At 65.2% G+C, this 25,987-nt stretch carries 27 protein-coding genes; 13 read left to right on the forward strand and 14 right to left on the reverse strand.

Annotated features, from left to right (window positions below; translation table 11 throughout):
* Positions 1-39: 39 nt before the first annotated feature.
* From CLM73_RS18825 to CLM73_RS18855, 7 genes are all read right to left on the reverse strand, one after another.
* A complete protein-coding gene (locus tag CLM73_RS18825) occupies positions 40-1,437 on the reverse strand; it encodes a 3-carboxy-cis,cis-muconate cycloisomerase (RefSeq protein ID WP_105239728.1) in 1,398 nt (465 codons plus the stop codon).
* Positions 1,438-1,451: 14 nt separating this feature from the next.
* Positions 1,452-2,021, reverse strand: a complete 570-nt coding sequence (pcaG, locus tag CLM73_RS18830; RefSeq protein WP_105239729.1) for a protocatechuate 3,4-dioxygenase subunit alpha — start codon at positions 2,019-2,021, stop codon at positions 1,452-1,454.
* A 3-nt stretch (positions 2,022-2,024) separates the two neighbouring features.
* Entirely contained in the window at positions 2,025-2,726 is a 702-nt protein-coding gene (gene pcaH, locus CLM73_RS18835; RefSeq protein WP_105239730.1) for a protocatechuate 3,4-dioxygenase subunit beta, read from the reverse strand.
* Positions 2,727-2,794: 68 nt separating this feature from the next.
* Complete coding sequence (locus CLM73_RS18840) at positions 2,795-4,075, reverse strand: TRAP transporter large permease subunit (RefSeq protein ID WP_056563400.1); 1,281 nt, start codon at positions 4,073-4,075, stop codon at positions 2,795-2,797.
* Positions 4,072-4,638 (reverse strand): TRAP transporter small permease, encoded by a 567-nt coding sequence (locus tag CLM73_RS18845; RefSeq protein ID WP_418904958.1) that lies wholly within the window; start codon positions 4,636-4,638, stop codon positions 4,072-4,074. The genes CLM73_RS18840 and CLM73_RS18845 overlap by 4 nt, the downstream gene beginning before the upstream one ends.
* 49 nt (positions 4,639-4,687) lie before the next feature.
* Positions 4,688-5,131 carry a type II 3-dehydroquinate dehydratase gene (locus tag CLM73_RS18850; RefSeq protein ID WP_105239732.1) on the reverse strand — a complete coding sequence of 148 codons (444 nt, stop codon included), beginning with the start codon at positions 5,129-5,131 and terminating at the stop codon, positions 4,688-4,690.
* A 20-nt stretch (positions 5,132-5,151) separates the two neighbouring features.
* On the reverse strand, positions 5,152-6,159 hold the full coding sequence (locus CLM73_RS18855; RefSeq protein ID WP_105239733.1) for a TRAP transporter substrate-binding protein: 1,008 nt from the start codon (positions 6,157-6,159) through the stop codon (positions 5,152-5,154).
* Positions 6,160-6,286: 127 nt separating this feature from the next.
* On the opposite strand from CLM73_RS18855, the gene CLM73_RS18860 reads away from it, so the two are divergent.
* Complete coding sequence (locus tag CLM73_RS18860; RefSeq protein WP_105239734.1) at positions 6,287-7,114, forward strand: IclR family transcriptional regulator; 828 nt, start codon at positions 6,287-6,289, stop codon at positions 7,112-7,114.
* On the opposite strand, the gene CLM73_RS18865 is transcribed toward CLM73_RS18860, so the two are convergent.
* Complete coding sequence (locus CLM73_RS18865) at positions 7,111-7,944, reverse strand: IclR family transcriptional regulator (protein WP_105239735.1); 834 nt, start codon at positions 7,942-7,944, stop codon at positions 7,111-7,113. The two genes, CLM73_RS18860 and CLM73_RS18865, sit on opposite strands and share 4 nt — an antisense overlap.
* A gap of 171 nt (positions 7,945-8,115) precedes the next feature.
* Here CLM73_RS18865 and CLM73_RS18870 point away from each other — a divergent pair, with 171 nt between their 5' ends.
* Both CLM73_RS18870 and CLM73_RS18875 read left to right on the forward strand, forming a co-directional pair.
* Positions 8,116-9,147: a TRAP transporter substrate-binding protein gene (locus CLM73_RS18870; protein ID WP_105239736.1), complete on the forward strand. Its 1,032-nt coding sequence runs from the start codon at positions 8,116-8,118 to the stop codon at positions 9,145-9,147.
* Positions 9,148-9,149: 2 nt separating this feature from the next.
* Positions 9,150-9,833: a hypothetical protein gene (locus CLM73_RS18875; protein WP_105239737.1), complete on the forward strand. Its 684-nt coding sequence runs from the start codon at positions 9,150-9,152 to the stop codon at positions 9,831-9,833.
* Positions 9,834-9,889: 56 nt separating this feature from the next.
* Here CLM73_RS18875 and gudD read toward each other — a convergent pair whose 3' ends face one another.
* Together gudD and CLM73_RS18885 are read right to left on the reverse strand one after the other, a co-directional pair.
* A complete protein-coding gene (gene gudD / locus CLM73_RS18880) occupies positions 9,890-11,236 on the reverse strand; it encodes a glucarate dehydratase (protein WP_105239738.1) in 1,347 nt (448 codons plus the stop codon).
* Positions 11,237-11,282: 46 nt separating this feature from the next.
* Positions 11,283-12,254 (reverse strand): Bug family tripartite tricarboxylate transporter substrate binding protein, encoded by a 972-nt coding sequence (locus CLM73_RS18885; RefSeq protein ID WP_105239739.1) that lies wholly within the window; start codon positions 12,252-12,254, stop codon positions 11,283-11,285.
* A gap of 217 nt (positions 12,255-12,471) precedes the next feature.
* Here CLM73_RS18885 and CLM73_RS18890 point away from each other — a divergent pair, with 217 nt between their 5' ends.
* The 7 genes from CLM73_RS18890 to CLM73_RS18920 all read left to right on the forward strand — a co-directional run bounded on the left by CLM73_RS18890 (position 12,472) and on the right by CLM73_RS18920 (position 20,285).
* Positions 12,472-13,497, forward strand: coding sequence for a LacI family DNA-binding transcriptional regulator (locus CLM73_RS18890; protein WP_105239740.1), 1,026 nt, complete (start codon positions 12,472-12,474; stop codon positions 13,495-13,497).
* 198 nt (positions 13,498-13,695) lie between these two features.
* The gene (locus CLM73_RS18895; protein ID WP_105239741.1) at positions 13,696-14,343 is read left to right on the forward strand and encodes a DedA family protein; all 648 of its coding nucleotides are present in this window, start codon (positions 13,696-13,698) and stop codon (positions 14,341-14,343) included.
* Between the two features lie 34 nt (positions 14,344-14,377).
* Positions 14,378-15,379, forward strand: coding sequence for a bestrophin family protein (locus CLM73_RS18900; RefSeq protein WP_105239742.1), 1,002 nt, complete (start codon positions 14,378-14,380; stop codon positions 15,377-15,379).
* 115 nt (positions 15,380-15,494) lie between these two features.
* Complete coding sequence (locus tag CLM73_RS18905; protein WP_105239743.1) at positions 15,495-16,373, forward strand: RNA polymerase sigma-70 factor; 879 nt, start codon at positions 15,495-15,497, stop codon at positions 16,371-16,373.
* Between the two features lie 381 nt (positions 16,374-16,754).
* Positions 16,755-17,711: an IS110 family transposase gene (locus tag CLM73_RS18910; RefSeq protein WP_105237183.1), complete on the forward strand. Its 957-nt coding sequence runs from the start codon at positions 16,755-16,757 to the stop codon at positions 17,709-17,711.
* Between the two features lie 996 nt (positions 17,712-18,707).
* Entirely contained in the window at positions 18,708-19,142 is a 435-nt protein-coding gene (locus CLM73_RS18915) for a cupin domain-containing protein (RefSeq protein WP_105239744.1), read from the forward strand.
* A 141-nt stretch (positions 19,143-19,283) separates the two neighbouring features.
* Complete coding sequence (locus tag CLM73_RS18920) at positions 19,284-20,285, forward strand: LysR family transcriptional regulator (RefSeq protein ID WP_105239745.1); 1,002 nt, start codon at positions 19,284-19,286, stop codon at positions 20,283-20,285.
* 11 nt (positions 20,286-20,296) lie between these two features.
* On the opposite strand, the gene CLM73_RS18925 is transcribed toward CLM73_RS18920, so the two are convergent.
* Genes CLM73_RS18925 through CLM73_RS18935 form a run of 3 tightly spaced genes read right to left on the reverse strand, consistent with a single transcriptional unit; the run spans position 20,297 to position 22,056 of the window.
* A complete protein-coding gene (locus CLM73_RS18925; RefSeq protein WP_105239746.1) occupies positions 20,297-20,791 on the reverse strand; it encodes an Ohr family peroxiredoxin in 495 nt (164 codons plus the stop codon).
* A gap of 20 nt (positions 20,792-20,811) precedes the next feature.
* Entirely contained in the window at positions 20,812-21,567 is a 756-nt protein-coding gene (locus tag CLM73_RS18930) for an SDR family oxidoreductase (RefSeq protein ID WP_105239747.1), read from the reverse strand.
* A 9-nt stretch (positions 21,568-21,576) separates the two neighbouring features.
* Positions 21,577-22,056 carry a carboxymuconolactone decarboxylase family protein gene (locus CLM73_RS18935; RefSeq protein WP_056563450.1) on the reverse strand — a complete coding sequence of 160 codons (480 nt, stop codon included), beginning with the start codon at positions 22,054-22,056 and terminating at the stop codon, positions 21,577-21,579.
* A gap of 202 nt (positions 22,057-22,258) precedes the next feature.
* On the opposite strand from CLM73_RS18935, the gene CLM73_RS18940 reads away from it, so the two are divergent.
* The gene (locus CLM73_RS18940; protein WP_105239748.1) at positions 22,259-23,146 is read left to right on the forward strand and encodes a LysR family transcriptional regulator; all 888 of its coding nucleotides are present in this window, start codon (positions 22,259-22,261) and stop codon (positions 23,144-23,146) included.
* Positions 23,147-23,157: 11 nt separating this feature from the next.
* Here the strand turns inward: CLM73_RS18940 and CLM73_RS18945 are convergent, their stop codons facing one another.
* Positions 23,158-23,826, reverse strand: a complete 669-nt coding sequence (locus CLM73_RS18945; protein WP_105239749.1) for a FadR/GntR family transcriptional regulator — start codon at positions 23,824-23,826, stop codon at positions 23,158-23,160.
* A 197-nt stretch (positions 23,827-24,023) separates the two neighbouring features.
* On the opposite strand from CLM73_RS18945, the gene CLM73_RS18950 reads away from it, so the two are divergent.
* Positions 24,024-24,893 carry a fumarylacetoacetate hydrolase family protein gene (locus tag CLM73_RS18950; RefSeq protein ID WP_105239750.1) on the forward strand — a complete coding sequence of 290 codons (870 nt, stop codon included), beginning with the start codon at positions 24,024-24,026 and terminating at the stop codon, positions 24,891-24,893.
* A 70-nt stretch (positions 24,894-24,963) separates the two neighbouring features.
* Positions 24,964-25,947, forward strand: coding sequence for a Bug family tripartite tricarboxylate transporter substrate binding protein (locus CLM73_RS18955; RefSeq protein ID WP_105239751.1), 984 nt, complete (start codon positions 24,964-24,966; stop codon positions 25,945-25,947).
* The last annotated feature ends 40 nt before the right edge of the window (positions 25,948-25,987 follow it).

Raw genomic sequence — 25,987 nt, forward strand, 5'->3', positions numbered from 1 at the left:
GTTTATCAGCGTTCTGCGGCGCTGCACGGCGGTGCCGCTTTACACCGCCTTCGCTCCATCCCGGCTAGCCTTCCAAGCCGCCAGCACCCGGTCGCAGATCGCCGGCGCCTCGCCAACGTAGTTCGCCGGATCGCCCAGACGATCCAGGTCATCGTCGCTAAGCATTGCGCGCGTGGCGGCATCGCTTTCCAACGTCTCACGCAGTGCATCCCGGAGCGAACGCTTGTTCGCGACGGCATCGCACGACGCGCGTTCCACCAGCGCATGCGCAGGCAGGCGGCCCAGCTTCGCCCCCAGCGCCAGCATGTAGGCCTCGCCCAAAATGAGGCCGTCGGTCAGCGCCAGATTGTGCGCCATCCGCTCCGGATACACCTCCAGCCCGTCCAGCACGCCGGCCAGATGGCCCACCGCGCCGCCGGTCAGCGCGGCAATCTGCGGCAGCACATCCCACTCGGCCTGCCAGCCGCCCAGCGCGCGCTCGTGTTCCTGGATCGTGCCCGACAGCATCGTCGACACCAGCGGCGGCACGCGGATCGCGGCGGTCAGGATGGCCGCGCAACCCACGGGATTGCGCTTGTGCGGCATGGTGCTCGATCCGCCGCGCCCCGGACCGGACGGCTCGCTCAATTCGCCGATCTCCGACTGCGCCATCAGCGACACGTCCCGCGCAATCTTGCCCATCGTGCCGGTCAGCACGCCTAGTGACGCAGCCAGACTGGCAAGCCGGTCGCGATGCGTGTGCCAGGGCATCGCCGGTACGTCCAGACCTAGCTCGTCGGCCAGCGCGCGCGCCACATCGTTCCCCGCCGGCCCAAGACTGGCCAGCGTGCCCACGGCGCCGCCGAATTGCAGCAGCGCGACCTGCGACGCGTCCTGCCGCACGCGCAGCCGGCTGCGTTCCAAGGCCTCCAGCCAGCCCGCCGTCTTGGCGCCGAACGTCGTGGGCAGCGCGTGCTGCAACCACGTGCGTCCGACCATGATGGTGTCCCGATGCGCGCTGGTCAGCCGCGCGCACGCCAGTGTGGCGCGCTCCAGGCCCGCGTCCAGCCTGGCGGCCACCTGCCCTATCTGCAGGACGAGCGCAGTATCCAGGATGTCCTGGCTGGTGGCGCCCCAATGCACGTAACGGGCGGCTTCGGCATCCGCGCGCGCGACGGCCGCGGTCAAATGTTTGACAAACGGGATCGCGATGTTGCCCGCCGCCACCGCGGCCGACGCGATGGCATCCGTGTCCAGCATGCCGCTGATTTCGCTGCCTCGGCAGACCTCATCGATGACCGTCGCGGCGCTTGGGGGAATGACGCCGCATTGCGCCTGCGCGCGTGCCAGGGCCGCCTCCACGGCGAGCATCTGGCCGATGGCCGCCGGGCCGGAAAACAGCGTCAGGATCGCTTCATCCGAAAAGATGGATTCGGTCAGCCCGGAAACGTTGTTCATCGTCGCGCGCCGGATCAGATGTCGAAGAACACAGTTTCCTGCGGTCCCTGCAGGATGATGTTCCAGCGCAGAATGCCCGCATCCGCCGCTTGCGCCACCAGCGTGCCGCGCCGGTGTGCGGGCACCTTGGTCAAAACCCAGTCCGCTTCGTTGGCGCCAGCCTCATCCGGAAAATACATCCGCGTCGACAGATGCTTGAGCAGGCCGCGCATGAAGACGGACACCACCAGATGCGACGCCTGCAGTTGTCCGTCCGGGGCGGGCACGCGGCCAGGCTTGATGGTGGTGAAGCGGAAGCCGCCGTCCGGCTGCGTGGCCACACGGCCAAAGCCGCTGAATCCCGCGCCGCCCTCGCCATGCCGGGGATCGTCAGGATGCCCGTACACGCCGCGCACATCGGCCTGCCATATCTCGATCATGCCGTCCGGCACCGGATTGCCCTCGCCATCGATCACGCGTCCTTCGACAACGACCGACTTCGCGCCCAGGTCGCTGCACCCTGCCGTCAGATCGTCACGGTTCAACCCGGACAGCCCGATGTGCAGATAGGGACCGACAGTCTGTGAACTGGTGGGATAGAGCATGCGTTACTCCATGGGCGTGGCGTTGCGGCCGCGCAGGACGATGTCGAAGCGATAGCCCAGCGCATACTCGGGGACCGTGGTCTCCCAATCCAGCGCGGCAATCAGCCGGTTGCGCGCCTTGGCGTCGGGCACGCACTGGAAGATGGGGTCGAACTCCAGCAGCGGATCGCCGGGAAAATACATCTGCGTGACCAGGCGGGTCGCATAGGCCCGGCCAAACAGCGAAAAGTGAATGTGCTGCGGACGCCATCCGTTGTAATGGTTGCCCCACGGATACGCGCCCGGCCGAATCGTCTTGAACTGGTAACGCCCCTGCGCGTCCGTGACGGTTCGCCCCTCGCCGCTAAAGTTGGGATCCAGCGGCGCATCGTGCTGATCGCGCTTGTGCAGATAACGGCCCGCCGCATTGGCTTGCCAAATTTCAATCAGCGCGTCCGGCACCGGCCGGCCGTTCTCGTCCAGCACTCGGCCGGACACGATGATGCGTTCGCCGATGGCCTCCGCGGTGGACACGCGGGTCAGGTCGTTATCGCCCTGCTTGACGAATGCCGCACCAAACATCGGCCCCGTAACCTCCGAGAGCGTCTGCGGCACGGCGATCAGCGGTTCGTTCGGCGAGCGCAAACGGGTGGACTTATACGGATCGAAACGGTAGCCCGGCTGGGTGTCCCAGAAGGGGCGCCGGTATTGAGCAAGATCGGACATTGCGAAAAATCTCCCATTAATCAGGCTTCACGGTGCGCGGGCGAGCGGCGCGGGAGGCGCGTGGACGCCTACCCGCCAAACCAGCGCGCGGGAATGATCACCAGGGCCGGAAAGGCCACCATCAGGAACATGACAAGAAACTCTGCGGCCATGAACGGCAGGACGCCGCGCGTCACGTCGTCCATCTTCATCTTCCCGACGCCGGCCACCACATTGAGCACGGTGCCCACGGGCGGCGTGACCAGGCCAATCGAGTTGTTGATGATGAACAGCACGCCGAAATACACCGGATCGATGCCCGCCGCGCGCACCACCGGCATCAGCACGGGCGTCAAGATCAGGATGGTCGGCGTCATGTCCATCGCTGTTCCAACCACCATCACCAGCACCATGATCGCGGCCATCAGCAGGATCTTGTTGCCCATGAACGGCTGCAGCATGTCCACCACCTTGGATGGCAGATCGGCCACGGTGATCAGCCAGGCGCTGACCATCGCGGCGGCAATCAGGAACATGACGATGGCGCTGGTCTTGGCTGCCGACACGAACACCGCGTAAAGCTGGTTGAGCTTGAGCTCGCGGTACACCAGCGTCGACACCAGCAGCGCGTAGGTCGCGGCGACCACCGCGGCTTCGGTCGGCGTGAAGACGCCCATCCGCAACCCCACCAGGATGATCACCGGCAGCATGAGCGCCCAGATGGCCTTGCGGAACGCGGTAGCGATTTCCTGCGGGGACTTGCGCGGTGGCGGCACGATCTTCTCGCGCCTGACCAGCCACGCCCACGTCAGCCACAACGCGCCCCCGATCATCAGACCGGGCGCAATCGCCGCCATGAACAGCTTGGAAATGGACACGTTGGCCGCCACGCCGAAGATGACCAGACCAATGCTGGGCGGAATGACCGGACCGATCACGCCGGTGGCAGCAATCAGGCCGCCGGCGGTCTGCTTCTTGTGTCCGGCGCTGACCATCATGGGCAGCAGCAACGCCGTCAGCGCGGCGGCGTCCGCCACGGCCGATCCCGACAGGGCCGACAGCAGGCATCCCGCCATGATCGTGACGTAGCCCAGCCCGCCCTTCACGTGGCCGACCAGCGCGAGCGCCAGGTCGACAATGCGGCGGGACAGCCCGCCCACGTTCATGATTTCGCCGGCCAGCATGAAGAACGGCACGGCCAGCAGCGGAAAGCTGTCCGCCCCGCCGATGACGTTCTGCGCCAGGATCTGCGCGTCGAAGATGTCCAGATGCCACATGAGCGCCACGCCGCTGGCCAGCAGCGCAAAGGCAATGGGCACGCCCAGCGCCATTACGCCCAGCAGCGATCCGATGAACACGGCGATGGTCATGCGCTTCTCCTTGGCGCGCCGTTGCCGGCATCCTCGAGAATCTGCTTGAGCTGCACTGCCTCTTCGGATTCCTGGACCATGATCAGGTCCTGGTCCTGCAGCTTGCCGGAAAGCACGCGGTACAGGTCCATGGCGATGATCAGGCCCGCCATGACGGAGAACACCAGCCCGGACGCGTAGACGATGGCCATCGGCAAGCCGCTCACGGGCGCGCTGACATCGGCATTGATCACCGCCTGATCCCAGCTGCCCTTGAACATGAGGCCCACGATGTACAGCATCAGGATCTGCCCCACGACCAGGCAGATCTTCTTGCCGGCCGTTGGCAGCTTGGCCACCACCATGTCCATGCCCAGGTGGCCGCGCTCTTTCAAGGCAATGACCGCCCCCAGAAAGGTCAGCCAGATGAACATCCAGCGCGACAGCTCTTCCGACAGCGTGATGCCGGAATTGAATCCGTAGCGCGCAACGACATTGCCGAAGACCAGCACCACCATCGCCGCCAGCAGCAGGGCGATGGCGAACTCAAGCACGCGGCAGACGGCGCCGATGAACCTGTCTATGACGACCATGGCCAGCCTCCTTGCGGCTTCGGATGCACGTGCGCCCGCCTCATGCCTTGGCGTCCTGCAAAAGCCCGACCAGGCCGCGCAACGCCGTCAGATAGGACTGGGGCCCCAGCCCCTGCACCGTGCCGCGAACCGCCGGCGAAATGATCGAATGCGCCCGCCAGGTCTCGCGCGCGGCGATGTTCGACATGTGCACTTCCAGCGTGGGAAACGGCATGGCCTTGATGGCATCGTGTAGCGGCACGCCGTGCTGGGTCAGTCCGGCGGGATTCACCAGGGCCCCCTGCGCCGAGTCGATGTTCTCGTGCAGGAAGTCGATCAATGCGCCCTCATGGTTCGATTGCAGCGTCGACAACTGGACGCCCAGTTCCGCGGCCAGCGCGGCCAGGCGGTCGTTGATCTCAGTGAGCGTCGTGGTGCCGTAGATGTGCGGCTCGCGGCGGCCGAACAGGTTGAGGTTGGGGCCGTGCAATACAAGGATCTTCATGATGGGGATGCCGGTGCGGGTTACTTGCGGATTCGGGCGAGTTCGTCGTTGTAGAGCTTGACGATCGCCGGGTCGTAGCTGCTGGTGAAGTGCTCGATCACCGGCTTGACGACCTGCTGCATGCGGGCTTTTTCGCCCGGTTCGATCGTGTTGAACTGGATGCCCTTGGCCTGCAATTCCGTCACGGCCTTCTGGGCGGCGGCCCGGCTGACCTGGCGCTGGTAGCCGCGGGCTTCATTGGCTGCCTCTTGCAGGATCTTCTGCTCGGCGGGCGACAGCTTGTCCCAGAACTTCTTGCTGACCAGCACGATGTTTGCAGCGTAGACGTGGTTGGTCGCGCTGACGAACTTCTGCACTTCGTAGAACTTGTTGGACAGGATCACCGAATAGGGATTTTCCTGGCCGTCGACCGCCCGCGACTCCAGCGCACCGTACAGCTCCGCAAAGGGCATCGGCACGGGATTGGCCTTGAAGGCCTTGAACGTGTCGAGGAAGACGGGGTTGGGAATCACGCGGATCTTCAGGCCCGCCAAGTCCTCCGGCTTGCCGATGGCATGCTTGGAGTTCGTCACATTGCGAAAGCCCAGATCCCAGAATCCCAGCGCGACCAGGCCTTTTTCGGGCAGCTTGGCGATCAGGGCCTGACCAAGCGGGCCGTCCAGCAGCGCGTCCGCCTGGCCGAAGTCGGTCACGGAAAACGGCAGATCGATCAGCCCGAACTCCTTGACGATGCCCGCCAGCGACGTGGAAGCCGGCGCGGACATCTCCTGCACGCCGCCCTGCAGCCCGGACTGCTGCTGCATTTCATTGCCAAGCTGCGAGGCGGGGAACTCCTTCACCTTCAGCTTTCCGCCGCTCTTGGCCGCCACCAGTTCCGTGAACTTCTGCACCCCCGCGCTGACGGGGTGATCCGTGTTGTTCAGATGGCCAAAGCGTATCGTGCGTTCCTGGATGTCCTGCGCGGCGGCCGACATGGCGCTTGCGCACAGCGCGGCCATCAATGCAAAGCGGAAAAGGCTGGTCTTCATCGTTGTCTCCGGTGTTATTTGGAATTTTTTCGATGTCTGGCAAGACTCGGTAGTGGAATGTAATTCCGAGTGGAATAGTTTTCCACCTAGGGTTATCATCCATCACCCCACTACTTGTTGAGATGACATGGCCGGAGTCCTCGAACGCGCGCTCGCCGTCATGGAGTACCTGTCCTCCAGACCCGAAGGCGTGCCCCTCGCTTCTCTTGCGCAGCAATTGGAAATTCCGCAGAGCGCCGCGCACCGTCTGCTGACAGACCTTTGCCGCTGCGGCTATGTGCGCCAGATCCGGGATCACGGCGACTACGCGCTGACGGCGCGCGTCGCTTCGATCGGGTTGAGCTACCTGGCGGCGACGGGCATCGTCGACATCGCCCAGCCGCTGGTGGACCGCTTGGCGGATATCTCCGGCGAACTGGTGCGGCTGGCCATCGTGGATAACGAAGAGCGGCTGACCTGGGTTGCAAAGGCGCAGGGCGCGCGTCACGGTCTGCGCTACGACCCCGAGATGGGATCCGAAGCCAGGCTGTCGTGCAGCGCTTCCGGTCACGCGTGGATGCTGACCATGACCGACGAACGCGCGCTGGACCTGGTCTCACGCCAGGGCTTCGGCTCGCCGGAGGAATACGGTCCCAATGCCCCCACCACCATCGCCGCACTGACGAAGATGCTTCAGGCCGGCCGCAAGCGCGGCTACGCGATGATCAACGAAGTGTTCGCGCCGGGCATGACCGCCATGGCCGCGCCCGTGCAGCGCAAGGGTGAAGCGGCCATCGGCGTGTTGAGTATCGCCGGCCCGGCGATGCGTCTGACCGAAGCGCGGATGGAGACACTGGGTCCCGACCTGCTGGCGGCCGCGCAGGAACTGGCGCTGGCCAGCCTGGCATCACCGATGTTCAGGACGCGCTTTCCGATGCAAGGACGCAATTCTGGAGACGATGCGTCTGCGGATTAATCCGCAGGCAGGTCTTCACCCTGCGCAGGGCCATTACCCCAGGTGCCCACGCGCGCCGATCGCAGCAGCGGCGAGGCATCCCCCGCCTGCGCCAGCTCGCTTGCCGCGCGCAGCAGCGCCGGCCCGAATTTCTCCATGGCTTTAACGGTCAAGCGTTGCGACGGACCCGCCACCACCAGGATGCCGGTGCTTTGATGCCCGGGACGCCGCACGGGCGCCGCCATCGCGCTCATGCCGGCCGCATAAACGTCTTGCAAAATGCTGTAGCCGCGCCGCCGATGCGCATCCAGGCTGATCAGCAACGCGCGTATTGACGTCGGCGCATTCGGCCCGAAGTCCCGCGGTTTTCCAAGCCCTTGTTCGGTGACGTAAGCGATGGCCTGGTCCTCGGGCAATGTCATCAGCCACGCGTGGCCGGCCGCGCTGCACGACAGGCGCAGGTCGATGCCCATGTCCGGGTCATAAAGCAGCCCTGATTTCGCGCCTTGCGCCTTGGCCACCAGCGTCAAGCGCTTGCCGTCGACGATGGCCAGGCGCACGAGTTCGCCGGTTGCTGCGGCAAAGCGGTCGATAACCGGCTGGGCAATGTCGATCACGCCTGACCTGCTCAGGAAACTCAGGCCCATCGACGCAAGCTTGGTCGTCAGCGCATATTCGCCGCGCACCGACGTCTGGCGCACGTAGCCGAATTTCATCAGTTCATGCAGCGTCCGGTGACATCCGCTGCGCAGCTGGTGCAGGTCGTCCGCGATGTCGGCCAGGTTCGCGCCGTCCGGATGGGCAGCCAGGTATTCCAGCAACGCCAGTGTCTTTTCAATTGCCCCGCTCATCGCGCTCTCCGATTGACCGCCCATGAATTGTTCAATTTTTGAATTCGATCAAATTTTGAACGGCATTCAAAATTATGCCCTATGCTCGCAGCCGGGTATTCACACGATGACCCGCTGCCGTAGCTGCATCAACCGGACCTTTGCCAACGACAACCGAAGAAGGTGCTTGTGATGATTTCAAAGAAAACGTGCTTGCGCATCGCCGTGAATGCGGCAGCGACCGTCCTGGCCTGCCTTGCCGTGACGGCAACCGCAGCCGCGCAAGACATCAAGCCGCGCACAATGAAGTTCGCGTTCAGCCTGGCCGCCGACCATCCCCTGGGTCAGGGCGCGCAAAAATTTGCCGATCTGGTTGCGGAGAAAAGCGGCGGAAAGATGAAGGTGTCGATCTACGCCAACGCGGTGCTGGGCGGCGATCCCCAGAATCTGTCGGCGGTTCGCGGCGGCACGTTGGACTTCACTTCGATGGCCACGGGCCTCTTGGCCGGCATCGACAAGCGGTTCATGGTCTTTGACCTGCCATTCCTGTTCAACGACGCACGCGAGGCCTATGCGGTGTCGGACGGACCCGTTGCCCAGCGCCTCTTGAACGGACTGTCCGATCACGGCCTGATTGGCCTGGGCATCTGGGACCTGGGCTTTCGCAACATGACCAACAGCAAGCGCCCGATCGCGCAGGCGCAGGATCTGCAGGGCTTGAAAATGCGCGTCATCGCCGCGCCCGTCTACATCGACATGTTCAAGACGCTGGGCGCCAACCCAGTGCCCATGACGTTCGGCGAAGTCTACGGTGCGCTGGAGTCCAAGGCCATCGACGGCCAGGACAACCCGGTGGGCGTGATCCTGTCCGCCAAATTTGCGGAAGTGCAGAAGTACCTGTCGCTGACGCGCCATATCTACACGGGCATGCCGTTCCTGATGAGCCGCAAGACTTGGGACAGCATGTCGGAAGCCGAGCGCAAGATCATTCTGGAAGCGGCCGCCGAGGCCAAGACGGAAGAACGGCGGATCTCGCAAGCCAAGGAAGCGGTGGCCATCGACGATCTGCGCAAGGTCATGCAGGTCAACGGCTTGACGCCGGAAGCAGTCGAGCGCCTGCGCGGCGCCGTCAAACCGGTAGTGGACAAGTTCGCGGGTGAAATCGGGCCCGACGTCATGCAGCAGGTCACCGCGGAACTTGCCGCTTTGCGGGCCAAGAACTGACCATGGCCATGCTCGGAAAGGCCGCGATCGCAATGTGGTGGGACATTGCGCCGGCCTGGCGCGCGGAGTTCGAAGACTGGCATTCCCATGAACACTTTCCGGAGCGCATGGGGGTTCCCGGGTTTCTGCGCGGCACGCGCTGGACGAGTGCGCACGGCGGCGAAGGATTCTTCGTGATGTACGAACTGGACGCCTACGAGACGCTGGTCTCCCCCGGCTACCTCCAGCGCCTCAACGCGCCCACCCCATGGTCCACGAAGCTCATGCCGCAGCATCGCAACATGATCCGCAGCCAGTGCCGCGTGATCGAGAGCGTCGGCGGCGGCCTGGCAAGATATGCGCTGACCATCCGCCTGTCACCCCGGCCGGGTTCGGAGGAAGCGTTGCATGCGTACCTGAAGACGCATGCCGCGACAGCGGCGGCGCAGCCCGGATTGACCGGCGCACACCTGATCGTGACGGATACGCCGGCGATGAACGCCACGACGGAACAGAAAATACGCGGCGGGAAGGACCGCGCGGCCGACTGGATCTACATCGTCAACGGTTATGCCATCAACGCGGTGACGGCCTGCGACGGCGACATCCTGAACTCGGCGCAGATGCGCGCGCTGACGGGTGATGCCCCGGCCTGGTCGGAAGTCTATTGCCTGTCCCACACGCTGGAAGCTGCGGGGGCAAGGTAGGCCCCTGCCCCGCGCTCTTTGCCATGCGCCCTTTGCCGTCAACGGCGCGGGGCCGCTCAGCGCACCATGCAAGGCCGCTTGTTGTCGAACTTCCAGTTGGGCACCAGATACTGCATCGCGGTCGCGTCATCGCGCGCGCCCAGGCCATGCTGCAGGTAAAGCTGGTGGGCGCGTTCGATCGCGTCCATGTCCAGCTCGATGCCCAGGCCGCCGGTCTGCGGCAGCTCGACATACCCGTTGCGGATCTGCAGCGGGTTGCGGGTCAGATGCTGGCCGTCCTGCCAGATCCAATGCGTGTCGATCGCGGTGACGCGGCCCGGCGCGGCGGCGCCCACGTGCGTGAACATCGCCAGCGACACGTCGAAGTGGTTGTTGGAGTGCGAGCCCCAAGTCAGGCCGAACGCCTGGCAGGTTTGCGCTACGCGCACCGAGCCCTGCATGGTCCAGAAATGCGGATCCGCCAGCGGAATGTCGACCGATTGCAGCGACAGCGCATGCGCCATCTCGCGCCAATCGGTGGCGACCATGTTGGTGGCGGTGGGCAGGCCGGTGGCGCGGCGGAACTCGGCCATGACTTCGCGGCCGGAAAACACGCCTTCGGCGCCGCACGGGTCTTCAGCATAGGCCATCACGCCATGCAGGTCGCGGCACAGGCGCACCGCGTCGTTGAGCAACCAGCCGCCGTTCGGGTCGAGCGTGACGCGCGCCTCGGGAAAGCGCTCGTGCAGGGCGCGAATGGCTTCGACCTCTTCTTCGCCGCGCAGCACGCCGCCTTTGAGCTTGAAGTCCTGGAAGCCGTAGCGGTCCTGGGCCGCTTCGGCCAGGCGGACGATGGCCTCGGGCGTCATCGCCTTTTCGTGCCGCACGCGCAGCCAGCCTTCGGCGTCGGGCGCCGTCTGGTACGGCAGCGGCGTTTGCGCGGAGTCGCCCACGTAGAACAGGTAGCCCAGCATCTGCACGGACGTACGTTGCACGCCCTCGCCCAGCAACGCGGCGACGGGCACGCCCAGATGCTGGCCCAGCAGGTCCAGCAACGCCGATTCCACCGCGGTCACGGCATGGATCGCGACGCGCAGGTCGAAGGTCTGGGCGCCGCGGCCCTCGCTGTCCCGTCCGGCGAACGCCTGGCGCATTTGGTTCAGCGTGTGCTGATAGTTGCCGATGGAACTGCCCGCGATAAGGGCGCGCGCGTCCTCCAGCGTGTTGCGGATCTTTTCGCCGCCGGGGACTTCGCCCACGCCGGTGTTGCCCGCGTTGTCGGTCAGGATGACCAGATTGCGCGTGAAGTAAGGCGCGTGGGCGCCGCTCAGGTTGAGCAGCATGGAGTCCTGGCCGGCCACCGGCACGACGCGCATGCCGGTGATCGTGGGCGTCTGGGAGGCTTGCGATGCGTGAAGAGTCATGATTGCTTCTTGAAAAAGCCCGGCCGCCACGGCCGGGCGCGTTGCGTCATTGCACGGAGATGCCGCCGGTCTCGATGACCTGCTTCCAGCGGGCGCTTTCCTGCTGCTGGAACTTGGTGAAGGCTTCGGGCGAGTTGGCGACGACCTCCAGGCCGATGTCGGTGAAGGGCTTGCTGATCGCCGGATCCTTCAGGGCGGCGGTCAGGGCGGCGGACAGCTTGTCGCGCACGTCCGCGGGCAGGTTCTTGGGGGCCACGACGGCCTGCCAGGCGTAGACGTCGACGCCCGGCACCGATGCTTCGGCGAACGTGGGCACGTCGGGCAGCACCGGCGAACGCTTGGAACCCGTGACGGCGATGGCCTTGAGCTTACCGGACTTGATGTGCGGCAGCACGGCGTTCACATTCTGGAACGACATCTCAACCTGGTTGCCCAGCAGATCGGAAATGGCCGGCGCGCCGCCCTTGTACGGCACGTGCAGGCCCTTGGTGCCGGTCTTCTGCCAGAAGAGTTCGGCGGTCAGGTGATCGGACGACCCCGCGCCCGACGTCGCGAAGCTGATCGCGCCCGGCTTTTCCTTCAGCAGCGTCAGCACGTCCTGCACGCTGTTGATCTTGGAGGCGAGCTGCGGGCTGACCACCAGCACGTTCGGGGTCTGCACGGCCACCGTCAGGTACGTGAAATCCTTGGCCGGATCATAGGTGATGCCCTTCATCAGGTGCGGGGCCACGACCAGCGGGGCCAGCGACGTAACCATCAGCGTGTAGCCGTCCGGGGCGGCGCGGGCGACTTGCGAGGCGCCGATCGTGCCGGTGGCGCCGGCCTTGTTTTCCACCACGAACGACTGCTTGAGCTGTTCGCCCAGCTTGTTGGCCAGAGCACGCGCCACCGAATCGGTTGCGCCGCCGGGCGGGAACGGCACGACGACCGTGACGGCCTTGTCGGGCCAGGCCTGCGCCACGCCGGCTGCAGCCATCAGGGTCAAACCAAGAATCCACTTGCGCGCATTGCTCGTCATTACTGTCTCCGGTTTAAGTTCTTTTATGTACGTTAACGTTACCATTTTATTTGTTAACGTTAACATCACGGCGCCGTTAGGATATTTCGGCGCATTCGCCGTCCGCCATCCGGACAAACCCTGAGCACACCCGGCCCGCAAAGGCGGCGTCTGCGGTTAGGCTTGACGCCAGTTTCAAGCCACGCTTTTTGTCCCTTTTTCAATGCACCCGCCCCGAATGCCGCCAGCCGATTCCCCCTCCCGCTCGTCAGAGCGCGCCAACGTGACCGTGCGCGAGGTGGCGCAGGCGGCCGGGGTGTCGATGATCACCGTGTCGCGCGCCATCAATACGCCGCAGCAGGTCTCGCCGGCCACGCTGGACAAGGTCAACGCCGCGATCCAGGCGTTGGGTTACGTGCCCAACCTGATGGCGGGCAGCCTGCGCCTGTCGCGCAGCAATCTGGTGATGGTGCTGGTGCCGTCGATCGCCGGTTCTCTGTTCGGCGGCATGCTGACCGCGCTGACGCAGTCGCTGGAGGCCAAGGGCTTCCAGCTCATGGTCGGCCAAAGCGGTTACCACTCGCCGCGCGAAGACGCCCTGCTGCGCGCCATCATCGGCCGCCGTCCCGACGGCATCGTGCTGACAGGAGTGATGCACTCTCCGCAGGGCCGGCAGCTCCTCAAGGCGTCCGGCATCCCCATCGTGGAAACGTGGGACGCCACGGACGCCCCGATCGACATGCTGCTCAGCCTGTCGCACGACGCGATCGGCGCGGCGGTCAGCCACTACCTGCGCGACGCGGGCAAGACGCGGCAGGCGGTGCTGAGCGGCGACGACCACCGCGCCCGGCTGCGTGCCGAAAGCCTGGTTCGCGCAGCCGTCGAGTCGGGGCTGCCCGAACCGCTGGTGCACTACATGCCCGCGCCGACGACGCACGCGCAGGGCCGCGAAGGCCTGCGCGCCTTGCAGCGCTCAAACCAGGGCATCGACGCGGTGTTCTGCAGCTCGGACATGATGGCCGCCGGCGTCCTGACCGAGGCCGCCGCGCAAGGACTGGAGGTGCCGCGGCAACTGGCCGTGATGGGCTTTGGCGACATGGAGATCGCCGCATCGATGTCCCCGGCCATCACGTCCGTACACGTGGACGGCGCGGCGATCGGTGCGCAGGCAGCCGAGATGATCGGCCTGCGCGCGAACGGACAGCGTCCCGCGCAATCGGTTGTGGAAATCGGCTTTCGCATCGTGACCCGCGAAAGCGCCTAAACCTCGCCCCCGGCGTCCCCGCAGCCCATTGTTGTCGCCCGGACAACACCGTGCGTCCCTGCGCGGGTCTACCGCGCCGAGGGCGCAATCTCTAGGATTTGTCCTGACCCGCCACGCACCGCGGCGCGGTGATTCCAGGAGATCCCCCCATGCGCACGCCCACCATCGTCCCCCACGGCCAGACGCACGGAGCGCCGCATGCTGCCGCATGAATGGATCGCGCAATACGGCGTGCTGGCCGTATTCCTGAATGTGTTGGGCGCGTCGCTCGGCCTGCCGCTGCCCGTCATGCCCACGCTTATCGCGGTGGGCGCCAGCCAGGCGGCCACCGCCGGCGCATCGGGCCATGTTGCCCTGCCGCTGGCCGTGGTGCTGGCCGCCGCGGTGCTGGCGGGCGTGCTGGCCGACCTGCTGTGGTTTCGCGGCGGCAGACGCTACGGCCCCCGCACGCTGCACACCGTCTGCAACCTGTCGCTCTCGCGCGACGCGTGCATCAGCAGGACCGAGCGCTTCTTCAACCGCTGGGGCGTGCGCCTCTTGATCGTCGCGCGCTTCATGCCGGGACTGTCGATGGTGGCGGTGCCGTTGTGCGGCGCCAGCGGCACACGGCTGCGGTCGTTCGTCTGGCACGACTGCGCGGGCCTGGCGTTGTGGGCCGCGGTGGGCCTGGTGCTGGGCGCGGCGTTTTCCGCACGCGTGGAAGCGTTGCTGGCGGCGTTGAGCGCGCTGGGCGGGCGCGCGTCTGTCGTTGCCGGCTCCGCGGTGGCGCTTTTCCTGGCATATCGCTACGCACGGCGCGCGTGGGGCGCGAAGACGGCGCGCCAGGCCGGGTCGTCCGCTTCTTGAACGGACGTTTGAAGGCAATCTGGAAATCGACATCATGCACCTCGGAAAATCCTATCGCTTGTGCGAATTCGTCGTCTGGACGCGCCGGACCATCTACGTCCTCGCCACGTTCAGCCTTGTGCCGGTGCTGCTGTATCAGGTGGCCGGCATGAAGTGGCTGACGCTGCCGTTATCGGTAGTGACGCTGCTGGGCACGGCGACGACGTTCGTCGTGGGCTTCAAGAATGTGCAGACGTACACGCGCACCGTGGAGGCGCAAAAGATCTGGATGGGCATCGTCAGCGCCAGCCGCGCGTGGGGCGTGCTGTGCGGCCACTATGCCGGTGACGCGGGACGCGAGGCCGGACTGGTCGACCGGCATCTGGCGTGGCTGACCGCGCTGCGTTATCAGCTTCGCGCGCCCCGCGTGTGGGAGTCCATGCAGAACCGGCCGAATGCGGAGTACGGCAAGCGCTACGTGATTCCCGAGCGCCGCATGCCGCTTGAATCCGCGCTGGCCCGTTACCTTTCGGCGGCGGAAATCACGGCCTTGGCTGCGGCCGACAACAAGGCGGTGCAGCTTCTGGACGGGCAAGGCCGCGCGGCAAGGCAACTGCTGGACGACGGCGCAATCACGGCCTCGGAGTACGCCGATCTGAATGGCCGCATTCGCGACCTGCTCGATCTGCAAGGCCAGGCCGAACGCATCAAGGATTTTCCGTATCCGCGCCAGTACGCCATCATCAACACGCTTTTCGTACGCGCATTCTGCGTGGCCCTGCCCTTCGGCCTGACCGCCCAGTTCGACCAGATCGGCGAGGCGGCCGGCGGCTTCATGCAGGGCCAGATGGCGTGGCTGGCGGTGCCTTTCAGCGTCATCATTTCGTGGATCTACACGTCGCTGGAACAGGTGGGCCAGAGCACCGAAAACCCGTTTGAGGGCAACGCGAACGACGTGCCGATCAGCCAGTTGAGCACGATGGTGGAACGGGACTTAAAGCAGATGCGCGGCGCCACGGCGCTGCCGCCGCTGTGCACGAATGACATCGTGCTGTAGTCGGCGCAAGCCAGGATGGGAGGCCGGCATGGATGCCCGGCGCGCTTGTCGCAGGCAGGCCCCTGCGGCAAAATACCTGCCTCCCTCCCCCCTCGTTCCGGCGCTGGCCCCCTCCATGACCGACTCTGTCGCCCTCTTCGACCAGCACCGTTCCCGCCTTTATGCCATCGCCTACCGAATGCTGGGCGCCGTGGCCGAGGCCGAAGACGTGGTGCAGGAAGCCTGGCTGCGCTGGCATGGCGCGGACCGCGCCGTCATCCAGAACCCGGAAGCGTGGCTGGTCACCGCCACGACGCGCCTGTCGATCGACCACCTGCGCGCCGCGAAGGCCGAGCGCGAGAACTACGTGGGCGTCTGGTTGCCGGAGCCGATGCTGATGGCCGCGCCGTCAACGCCGGAACAGATCCACGAGATGGCCGACGACGTGTCGGTGGCGTTTCTTTTCATGCTGGAACGCCTGTCGCCGGATGCCCGTGCGGCGTTTCTGATGCGCGATGTGTTCGACGCGGATTACGAAGACATCGCGCAGACCCTGGACAAAAACCCGGCCGCCATTCGCCAGATGGTGCGGCGGGCGCGGCAGCAACTACGCCAGGGCGCGCCGCGCGAAGCAGTGCCGCGCGCAACGCTGCAGCGCCTGTTGCAGGCGTTTGCGGATGCAATGCAGCGCAGCGACTTCAACGGGCTGCTTGCGTTGCTGAGCGACGACGCCGAACTCATCGGTGACGGCGGCGACAAGGTCACGGCGTTCGCCAGCCTGGTGGGCGGCAAGCGACTGGCGCAGCTCTTTTATGCCGGCAAGCGCCGCTATCGCGATGCGCTGGAGGTCGAGGTGGTGCAGGTAAATGGGCAATGGACCTTGCTGCGGTTCATCGATGGCGAGTTGGAATCCGTGCAGTCTTACGAGACCGATGGGGAGCGGTTGACGCGGGTTTTGGTGCAACGCAATCCGGATAAGCTGGCTCGTATTGCTGCTTCGCTCAAGCGCGCCTGATTTATGCGGTTTGCGCGTTTTTGGAGTTGTTGGTTGCGTGGTGTCTGGCTGGAGTTTGGAGCGCGGTTGAGTTCTTAAGACGCCCGGCGCGGCGTGGGCCTGGGGTGGGCGGGGCTCCGATTGCGGTCCGGAGCCTTCGCTCCGGACTGCCCCGTCCTCAACCTTGTATGGTGTGAATGCGTCTTTCGAAGAAGAAAGACGCTGGGGTGAGGGACGTCGTCAACCATCAGCCGGTTGCACCCGGACTGCCACTACGAGAGCATCCCACCCCGCCTCACGCGTCGATAAGGAATCTAGCGGCCGAGACCGCCGATTGATCGCAAGGTAACGCCCGAGGCGTGGCTACCCCAGCGGACTTAACGTATCGCAGGGAGAGCTGTCATGCAAACTTCAATCGTTTTTATTGGGGTCGATGTCGGCAAGTTTGAGCTTCAAGTAGCCGCGTCTGACGGAGAGATCGTGACGGGCGTCTTGCCCAACAATCGCTCCAGCATCGTGGGCTGGTTAAAGCGTCTGCCGGCCACTAGTGTGATCGCCATGGAAGCGACAGGAGGCTATCAAGAGCTCCTGGCTCGTACGGCGCATGAGCGCGGATTTGAGGTTTATGTCCTTAATCCGACCCACGTCCATCATTACGCAATCTCGTTGGGGAATCGCGGCAAGACAGATCGATTGGATGCCGCCGTCATCGCGCAATACATCGCGCAGCATCAAAAAAAACTGCATCGTTACGAACCAATATCTCCAGAATTGCAGGAAGTCAGAGCACTTCAGGCGCTGAGATCGACGGTGGTCCGTGTAGGCACATCCTTGCGTTTGTCGGCACAGCGACATGGTTGCGTAAGCAGCCATCAGAAGAAGGCACTCGCAAGTTTGACGGCTTGGTCAGAGCAACTCGAACGGGAAATGATCGCCAAGATTAAGGCCCAGAGTGACTGGGCCAAGACATACGGTCTGCTGACCGGCATCTGCGGCATAGGACCGATAACCGGCGTTGCCCTGACGAGCTTGTTCAGCCGGATCGAATTTGCCAGCAGCGATGCGGCGGTAGCCTTCTGTGGCCTGGATCCGAGGCCGAACGAATCCGGAAGAAAAGTTGGTCGGCGCCGGCTAAGCAAGCAGGGCGATAAAGCGGCGAGGACATTGCTCTACAACGCGGCTAGCTCAGCGGCGCGCACGGAACAATTCAAGGATTACTACGCCATGCTCAGGGCTCGAGGGCTGGCCTCGACTGCGGCCTTGGTCATAATCGCCCGCAAACTCCTGCGGATCGCGCACGGGGTATGGCGAACAGGTCAACCCTTTGATTCAGAGAAATTGCGACCAGCAATTGCTTGACCAAGACCATAGAATCTCGTCCGCCTTCGGCTCCCTACGGTTTCCGTCGGGCGCATCTAAACGCCCCGCCCACCCCAGGCCCACGCCACACCGGGCTCGGGTTGCTTGATCTTCGCGGGCGTCGGGGCGAGTTGGGTTCTTTAGGTTCTTGCACGCGCTTGTGTGGAAGACGAGCGTCTTGCGGTGCCCGCCCCCGGCCGGCCGCGCGGGCGGCCTTCGTGGGCTTACGCGGCGTCTTACGGCGTGACGATGACGCTTCGCGTGTGGCTGCTTCTGAGTCAGGTGTCTGACACCCTGGCGAGATTCGCGTCATGCCAAGTCCATCTCCCGAGGGTGTCAGACACCGGCAGCGGCAGACGCTCTCGCGACTTCAAACGGCACCGCCCCTAATCGTCAATTGAACTCCGGTGCCCGATGGGCGGCGCGCGTACGGGTCGGCAGGTTGTCGCTGACGGTCGACGCGCACCGCCCATCACCGCCCCTCCCCCCGTGACGACGGCCCATTCGCAAACCACCCACCACCAGCGCGAAGCGCACACCGCCACGCCGTCCCACCGACCCAATGCCGGGTTGCCGCCGCCCGGGCGGCAGCAACCCAGCGACCCCGCAGATCCCCTGCCCTGCACACAGGTCTTGCAGCGCGCAAACCAAAGACCCTAGCAGCACGGCGTCGTGGTCACCGGGGAGGCGAGCGCCGTCGATGCGCCCGAGGGAATCTGAAGGTAGCCGAAGGCGGACGAAGATGACGAAGGGGGGGGCCGCCTAGGCGAGTCCGGAGCGAAGGCTCCGGACCGCAATCGTGGGCGATCGCCTCCCCGGTGACCACGGCGTCGGGCGACCTACGAAGACCACGGCTTCCGACGACCCAATGCCGCCCCAACGTCAGCCGCCCCAACACGTTGGTGCATCCCAGGCAACACCGTGATCCCCAGAACGGACCTACCGCCCCGCCCCCACCAACTCTACGATGGACCCGTCACCCTCCAAGGACAAACCATGTCAAAGCTAACGAAATTCCTCTTACCCTTCATCGCCACAGCAACGTTACTCAGCCAACCCGCCCAAGCCGCCTCCCATCACGCCCAGGCCACGCCCAAACCAACCGACCCCATCGTCACCGAAGTGATGACAAAGGCCCTGCCGGACATCCCCGGCAAGGAAGCCCTGATGCTCGTCGTCGACTACCCGCCCGGCGGCGCGGACCCCGTCCACCGCCACGACGCCTCCGCCTTCGTCTACGTGCTGGAAGGCACGATCGTCATGCAGGTCAAGGGCGGCAAGGAAGTCACGCTCAAGCCCGGTGAGACCTTCTACGAAGGCCCCGACGACATCCACACCGTGGGACGCAACGCCAGCCAGACCGAGCCGGCCAAGTTCGTGGTCGTCCTCATCAAGAAGCAAGGCGCGCCCGCCCTCACGCCGGTCAAATAGGGACGCCGGGCGGATCGCGCCCTTCGGCACTCCTGCAGGCCTTCCCCCCGGGGAAGGCCTTTTTCTTTTGGGCTTGATGTCACAAGATTGCGGCGCCCGCCGTCTTAGCTGTAGGATCAACCCACTTGCGGCGCCGCCACCATGTCGACACCCTACCCAATCCCCTCGGATACCCCTTCGAACGGGCCGGACTCCCTGGCCGACAGCTTTGCCACCAGCTATGCCGGTGTCATGGCTTTCATTGCCGTTGCCGCCGAGGGCAACTTTGCCAAGGCGGGCGACCGGCTCGGCATCGGCCGCTCGGCCGTCAGCCGCAGCGTCCAGAAGCTCGAAGACCAGCTTGGCACCCGCCTGTTCGTGCGCACCACGCGCAGCACCTCGCTCACGCCCGAGGGCCAGCGTTTTTACGAACAATGCCATCCCGGCGTCGAGCGCATCATCCAGGCCCTGGACGACATGCGCGATCTGCGTGAAGGCCCGCCGTCAGGCCAGCTTCGGGTGTGCGCCACCGTGGGTTTCGGCCGCAAGATCGTTGCCCCGCTGCTCATGGGATTTCGTGAGGCCAATCCCGGTATCTCGGTCGAGCTGCTGCTGGACGACGGCCCCACCGACTTCACCACGGACCGGGTCGACGTGTCTTTCCGCAATGGGCGCATGGAAGACAGCCAGGTGATCGCCAAGAAGATCATCCCGATGCAGATGATGCTGTGCGCCTCGCCCGCCTATGCCGCCGCGCACGGCCTGCCCGCCAGCGTCGACGACATCGCCGACCACGCCTGCGTGAATTTCAAGCTGGCGTCGGGCCGCGTTTTCGAATGGGAATTCAAGGTGGCCGGCCAGCTGCGCAAGGTGGCGCCGCCGGGCATGCTGACGTTCAACGATGCCGATCTGGTGCTGCAGTCGGTGCTGGATGGTCACGGCATTGCGCAGATGGCCGCTTACCAGGTCTGCGACCACCTGCGCGCCGGCACGCTGGTGGCCTGCCTGCCGCAATATTCACCCGACGACCGCGGCCACTACCTGTGTTTTCTCAGCCGCCAGCATCTGCCGGCGCGCATGCGCGTGTTCATCGACTACATGACCGAAAACATCCGCGCGATGGACCTGCAGATATTGGACAGCCTGCTGGCGAAGCAGGCTTGAAGAAAAACGCGCTACTGCGTCAGCGCCACCACGCTTTCAATGCCGCCCTGCGCCATCTTGGAATACGGACAGAGGCGTTCGGTGTTGCGCACCAGTTCCTCGGCCAGGGCCTTGTCCAGGCCGGGCAGGTGGATGTTGACGTCCGCGGTCAGCGCGAACAGGCCATCGACCGGATCTCGTCCGAACGAAACCGTGGCCGTGACCGAAGCTTCGGGAATGGAAAGGCCGGACCGCTCGGCCAGCATGCTCAGTGCGCCGTGAAAACACGCCGCGTAGCCGGCGGCAAACAGCTGTTCAGGGTTGGTTCCCCCGCCCGTGCCGCCCAACTCGACCGGCAGGCGCAGTTCCACGATCAGTTCGCCATCGTCCGAGATGGCAATGCCAGAGGCGCGGCCGTGCGCGGCCTCCCCGCCGCGCACCGTCACGCTGGTGGTGTACAGGGGACGGAAGTCGCCGCCCCGGTACTTGTCCAGGAGGCTTTGGGAAGGAGGCCGCAGTTTGCTCATGAGGGTCCTTGTGCCCGCCGCTACTTTTTAGTGCCCGAACGGCTGAACCAGGTTTCGAAGTCGATCTTGCCCAGGCGGGGGCCGGATCCCGGCACCAGTGTGTCGTCGTCCAGCAGCGCGCCAAAATAGCGCACGCCGGCGTCCGCCTGCACGGTGCGAGTGTCCCCGATTTTACCCATGTAGCGCTGGGCCAGTTCCGACAGCCTGACCTTCTCGGGACCGGCGATTTCCACGATGCCGTTCACCGGCGCGCCCAGCGTCGCGTCGGCCATGGCCAGCGCCACGTCGTCGGACGCGATGGGCTGCACGTAGGCGGACGACAGGCGCACTTCATCGCCTTGCGTGCCCGACTGCACGATGCCGCCCAGGAATTCAAAGAACTGCGTGCTGTGGACGATGGTGTACGGCAGGCCGGCCGCCTCGATCAGGTCTTCCTGCGCAATCTTGCCGCGGAAGTAACCGCTTTCGGCCAGGCGGCGCGTGCCGACCACCGACAGCGCAACGTGATGGCGCACGCCGGCGCGCTTTTCGGCGGCCAGCAGATTGCGGCCCGAGGTCTGGAAGAACTCCAGCACGGCCTTGTCTTCGAAGGACGGCGAGTTGGCGACGTCGACCACCACGTCAACGCCGGCCAGGGCCGCATCCAGGCCTTCGCCCGTGATGGTGTTCACGCCCGTGGCGGGGGACGCGGCGATGGCCTCATGGCCGCGTTCGGTAAGCAGCTTGACGAGCTTGGAGCCGATCAGGCCCGTGCCGCCGATGACGAGGATTTTCATGATCGTTCCTTAGTTGAATTGGGCCTTGTCCAGCCCGTAAGCCTTGTCGGCGGAGCCCGGCACGGTCTGGAAGCCCACGTTCAGGCGGTTCCAGCCATTGATGGCCATGATGGCAAAGCTGAGGTCCGAGATTTCCTTTTCGGACAGTTCACCGCGCACGCGCTCATACACTTCGGTCGGCACGCCGTGCACGCCCAGCGTGGTCAGCGCTTCGGTCCAGGCCAGGCACGCACGTTCGCGCGCCGAAAACTGGTTCGATTCGCGCCAGATGGCGACGTGGTGCAGGCGCAGTTCGCGTTCGCCGGCGATCTTGGCCTGCTTGATGTGCATGTCCAGGCAGAAGGCGCAGCCGTTGATCTGCGAGGCGCGGATGTCGACCAGGGTCAGGATGGACTCCTCGATCGCGCCAGCCTTGGCCAGCATGCTGAATTCGACAAATTTCTTGAACAGTTCGGGCGACTGGGCAAAGGCGTTGAGACGTTGGCTCATGGTGACTCCTGGGTGGTTGGGCGCTTCCCGATGGGGGTATCGGGTGTGGCGCTGGTTTGTTCGACGCCCAAATCGTAGGCCGGCGCGCCGCGCGGCAGTAGCCCCGGCGCAGGGACCACGATGTTGCCGCAATGACAACAATCGCCACGCCCCATCACGCTGAAAATACCCTGGCAATCAAGGCTCGCGCCCGGAAACCATCATGAACAGAAACGATATTTCGATGCAGGACATCCACTACTTCGTGGAAGTCGCCAAACGCGGCAAGCTGTCCGCTACCGCCGCCGAACTCGGCCTCCCCGTGGCCACACTGTCCCGGCGCCTGACGCAGCTGGAGCAGACGCTGGGGTACAAGCTGCTGAACCGCACCACCCGCAGCATCGGCCTGACGGCGATCGGCCAGCAGTATTTCGACCAATGCGCGGTGCACGTCGAAGCCGCCCTGTCCGCGCACGAAAGCATTCATTCCAGCCTGAACCATCTGGCCGGCACCCTGCGCGTGTCGGTGATGCCGGGGTTGACCATGATCCTCCCGGCGGTGCTGAAGGAACTGCGCGAGACCTATCCGCAGATCTCGTTCGAAGTGGAGCTTGGCTCGGCCGGCACCGCCCGCAACGGCCAGCCCTTCGACCTGATGCTGCGCACGGGGGAGCTCGATGATTCCGCGCTGATCCAGAAACACGTGGCCCAGGTGCAATGGATTCTTGTGGCGGCCCGCAGCTATCTGGACCGCTTCGGGCGGCCTACCTGCCCGGAAGACCTGGGCCTGCACGAGCGCATCATCACGGGCGGTCTGCCGGACTGGACGCTGGGCGAAGGCGACAGCCTGCTCAATGTCCGCGGGCCGACCCACATCGGCACGAACAGCGCGGCGCTGGGCGTGCAGCTGGCCACCGCCGGGCTGGGAATCGCCTGGATGCCCAGCCATCAGGCGCTGTCGCAAACGCTGCGGGAACTGGCGCTGGAACAGATCCTGCCCGACTGGAAACTGCCATCGGCCACCATCTACGCGCTATCGGACAACCGCGTCACGCCGGCGCGGGCCAAGGTGTTTCTGGATGCGCTGCAACGGCATCTGGGCGTGAATTAAGCCCGCCCCCCCTATCCCAGCAGATTCTCCCTGACGTGCACCAGATGCCGCCGCACGGCCGCCATGGCGCGGTCCGCGTCGCGGTCGTGCAGCGCTTCGACGATCTCGCGGTGCTCTACCTGATACGCCGCACGCCGCTCGGGCGTCAGGCTCTTGCGCTTGAGCGCGCCCCATGTCGCCTGCGAGCGCGCCGCGGTCATCAGCGCAAACACCTTTTCGATGAAGAGATTGTGCGTGGCCGTGGCCATCAGCTCGTGCAGCTTGGCGTCCCACACTTCGAAGGCCTCGAAGCTGCCCGCCGCCTCCGCTTCAACGCACGCGTTCTGCATGGCGGCGAAATCCGCCGGCGTGCCGTGCTGCACGACCAGCGCCGCAATGGCCGGCTCCAGCACGAGCCGCGCAGCCATCAGTTCGGCCGGACTGGTGGACAACACCTCGCCGCGCAGCAGCGCCTCGGTCTGCGCCAGCGCGGAGGGCGGGTTGGCGTAAGTGCCGCTGCCCACGCGCTGCGAGATCAGGCCTTCTTCCTTCAACTGCGTCAGCGTGCGGCGCACGGTTGACCGGCTGATGCCGAATTGCTCGCTCAACGCGCGTTCCGTCGGCAGGCGATGGCCCGCGGCCCACACGCCCGACTGGAGGTTTTCGATGATGACCGCCCGCATGGCGGAGGCTTTGTCCATGGGTGTTCCCGGATGAAATACGCAGCGGATGATACCAAATCAGTCCAATAAAATCTTCAGCCACAGCCATAAAACGGATTCGCCTGAGAAGAATTTTGGTTTATTCTGCCCAACACCAGCAATTGGGCCTCTGAACAATCAAATTGGTATTTTTTGGTATTTCATCAAAGGCGGCCTCGGCCGCCGTAGGAGCAAGCATGAAAATCGCGGTATTTCGAGTCAATGGCGAGCGGCGCGTGGGCGTGGTGTCGGACGACGGCAGCACGGTCACCGCGCTGGACTTCCCGCCGGCACTTGCGGCCGCCGGCGCGCTGACGGCGGTGCAGTGGCTGGCCGAGGGCCGCGCCCTGCCCGCTCAGACGGGTCCGGTCTATCGCTGGGATCAGGTCGAGCACGAAGCCCCCCTGCCCGCGCAGCCGCGCAACCTGTTCTGCGTGGGCCGCAACTACCACGCCCATGCCAAGGAACTGCGCGATTCCGTGTTCAAGGACAACGACGCCAATCCGGAATCCTGGCCCATCGTCTTCACCAAGGTGCCGCAGACCGTGGTCGGCCCCTGGTCCGACGTGACACTGCCCACGGGCATCTCCGACAAGATCGACTACGAAGCCGAACTGGCCGTGGTCATCGGCAAGGGCGGCCGCAATATTTCGCGCGCCGAGGCCATGAGCCACGTCATCGCCTACACGGTCGTCAACGACGTCACCGCGCGCGACGTGCAGATGCGCCACCAGCAGTGGGACCTGGGCAAGTCGTTCGACACCTTCTGCCCCATGGGTCCGTGGCTGGTCACCGCCGACGAGCTGGACGGCCGCCAGACGCGCGTGCGCTGCTGGGTCAACGGCGATCTGCGCCAGGACGGCAACACGGAAGACCTGATCTTCGACATCCCCACGCTGATCGAGACTTGCTCGCGCGGCATCACCCTGTATCCCGGCGACGTCATCGCCACCGGCACGCCTGCCGGCGTGGGCCAGGGCCTGAATCCGCCGCAGTTCCTCAAGCACGGAGACGTCGTCCGGATCGAAATCGACGGCATTGGACGCATCGAAAACCGATTCGTCTGACGCCCGCGTAAACGAGCGCCGGTCACAAGCAACCGGCGCCGCGCAGCACAAAAGACCTAAGGAGTGAGACATGAACCTGCGCTGCAAGCATGTAGCAAGACGGGCGGCTGCGGCCGCCTTGCTATGCCTGGGCGCCACGTCCGCGATGGCCGCCGGATACCCCGAGCGTCCCGTCACGATGGTGGTGCCCTTCCCGCCCGGCGGCGTCGCCGACACCATCGCCCGGCCCCTGGCCCAGGCCCTGGGCGACAAGCTGGGCCAGCCCATCGTCATCGAAAACAAGGGCGGCGCGGGCGGCGCCATCGGCATCGGCCAGGCGGGCCGCGCCAAACCTGACGGCTACACGCTGCTGCTGAGCCTATCGTCGATCTCCATCCTGCCCGCCGCCGACCGCCTGCTCGAACGCAAGCCGGCCTACCAGCTTGACCAGTTCGTGCCGATCGCCCGCATCACCGCCGATCCCACCGTGCTGGTCGTGCGCGCGGACGCCCCTTACAAGACGCTGGACGAATTCATCGACGCCGCAAAGAAACAGGGCGGCAAGCTGAGCTACGGCAGTTCCGGCATCTACGGCACGATGCACGTGCCGATGGAAATGCTGCAGAACGCCGCCGGGATCAAGATGATGCACGTGCCGTTCACCGGCGCCGGTCCCGCTGTGCAGGCCCTGGTCGGCGGCCAGGTCGATGCGCTGGCTACCGGCCCGTCCAGCGTGATGCAACTGATCCAGGCCGGACGCGTGCGGCCGCTGGCGCATTGGGGCGAGGGCAAGCTGGACAGTCTGCCCGACGTGCCGTCGCTGAAATCCAAGGGCTACGACGCCAGCTTCGTGCAGTGGTCCGGCGTCTTCGCGCTGGCCGGCACCCCGCCGGCAGTCATCGACAAACTGCGCCAGGCCGTCAAGCAGATCGCGGACGACCCGGCGGTGCAGGCGCGCATTGCCGGCACCGGCAGCCCGGTGCAGTACCTGGACGCGCCGGCATTCGACGACTACTGGAAAAAGGACTCGGCCTCTTTGGAAGTGGCCGTCCAACGAATCGGCAAGGTCGAATGACTGACGCTTGAACCATTCACACGCAAGGGGGGCATCGCGC

The organism is Achromobacter spanius, from assembly GCF_002966795.1.
GTDB classification, from domain to species: domain Bacteria; phylum Pseudomonadota; class Gammaproteobacteria; order Burkholderiales; family Burkholderiaceae_B; genus Achromobacter; species Achromobacter spanius_D.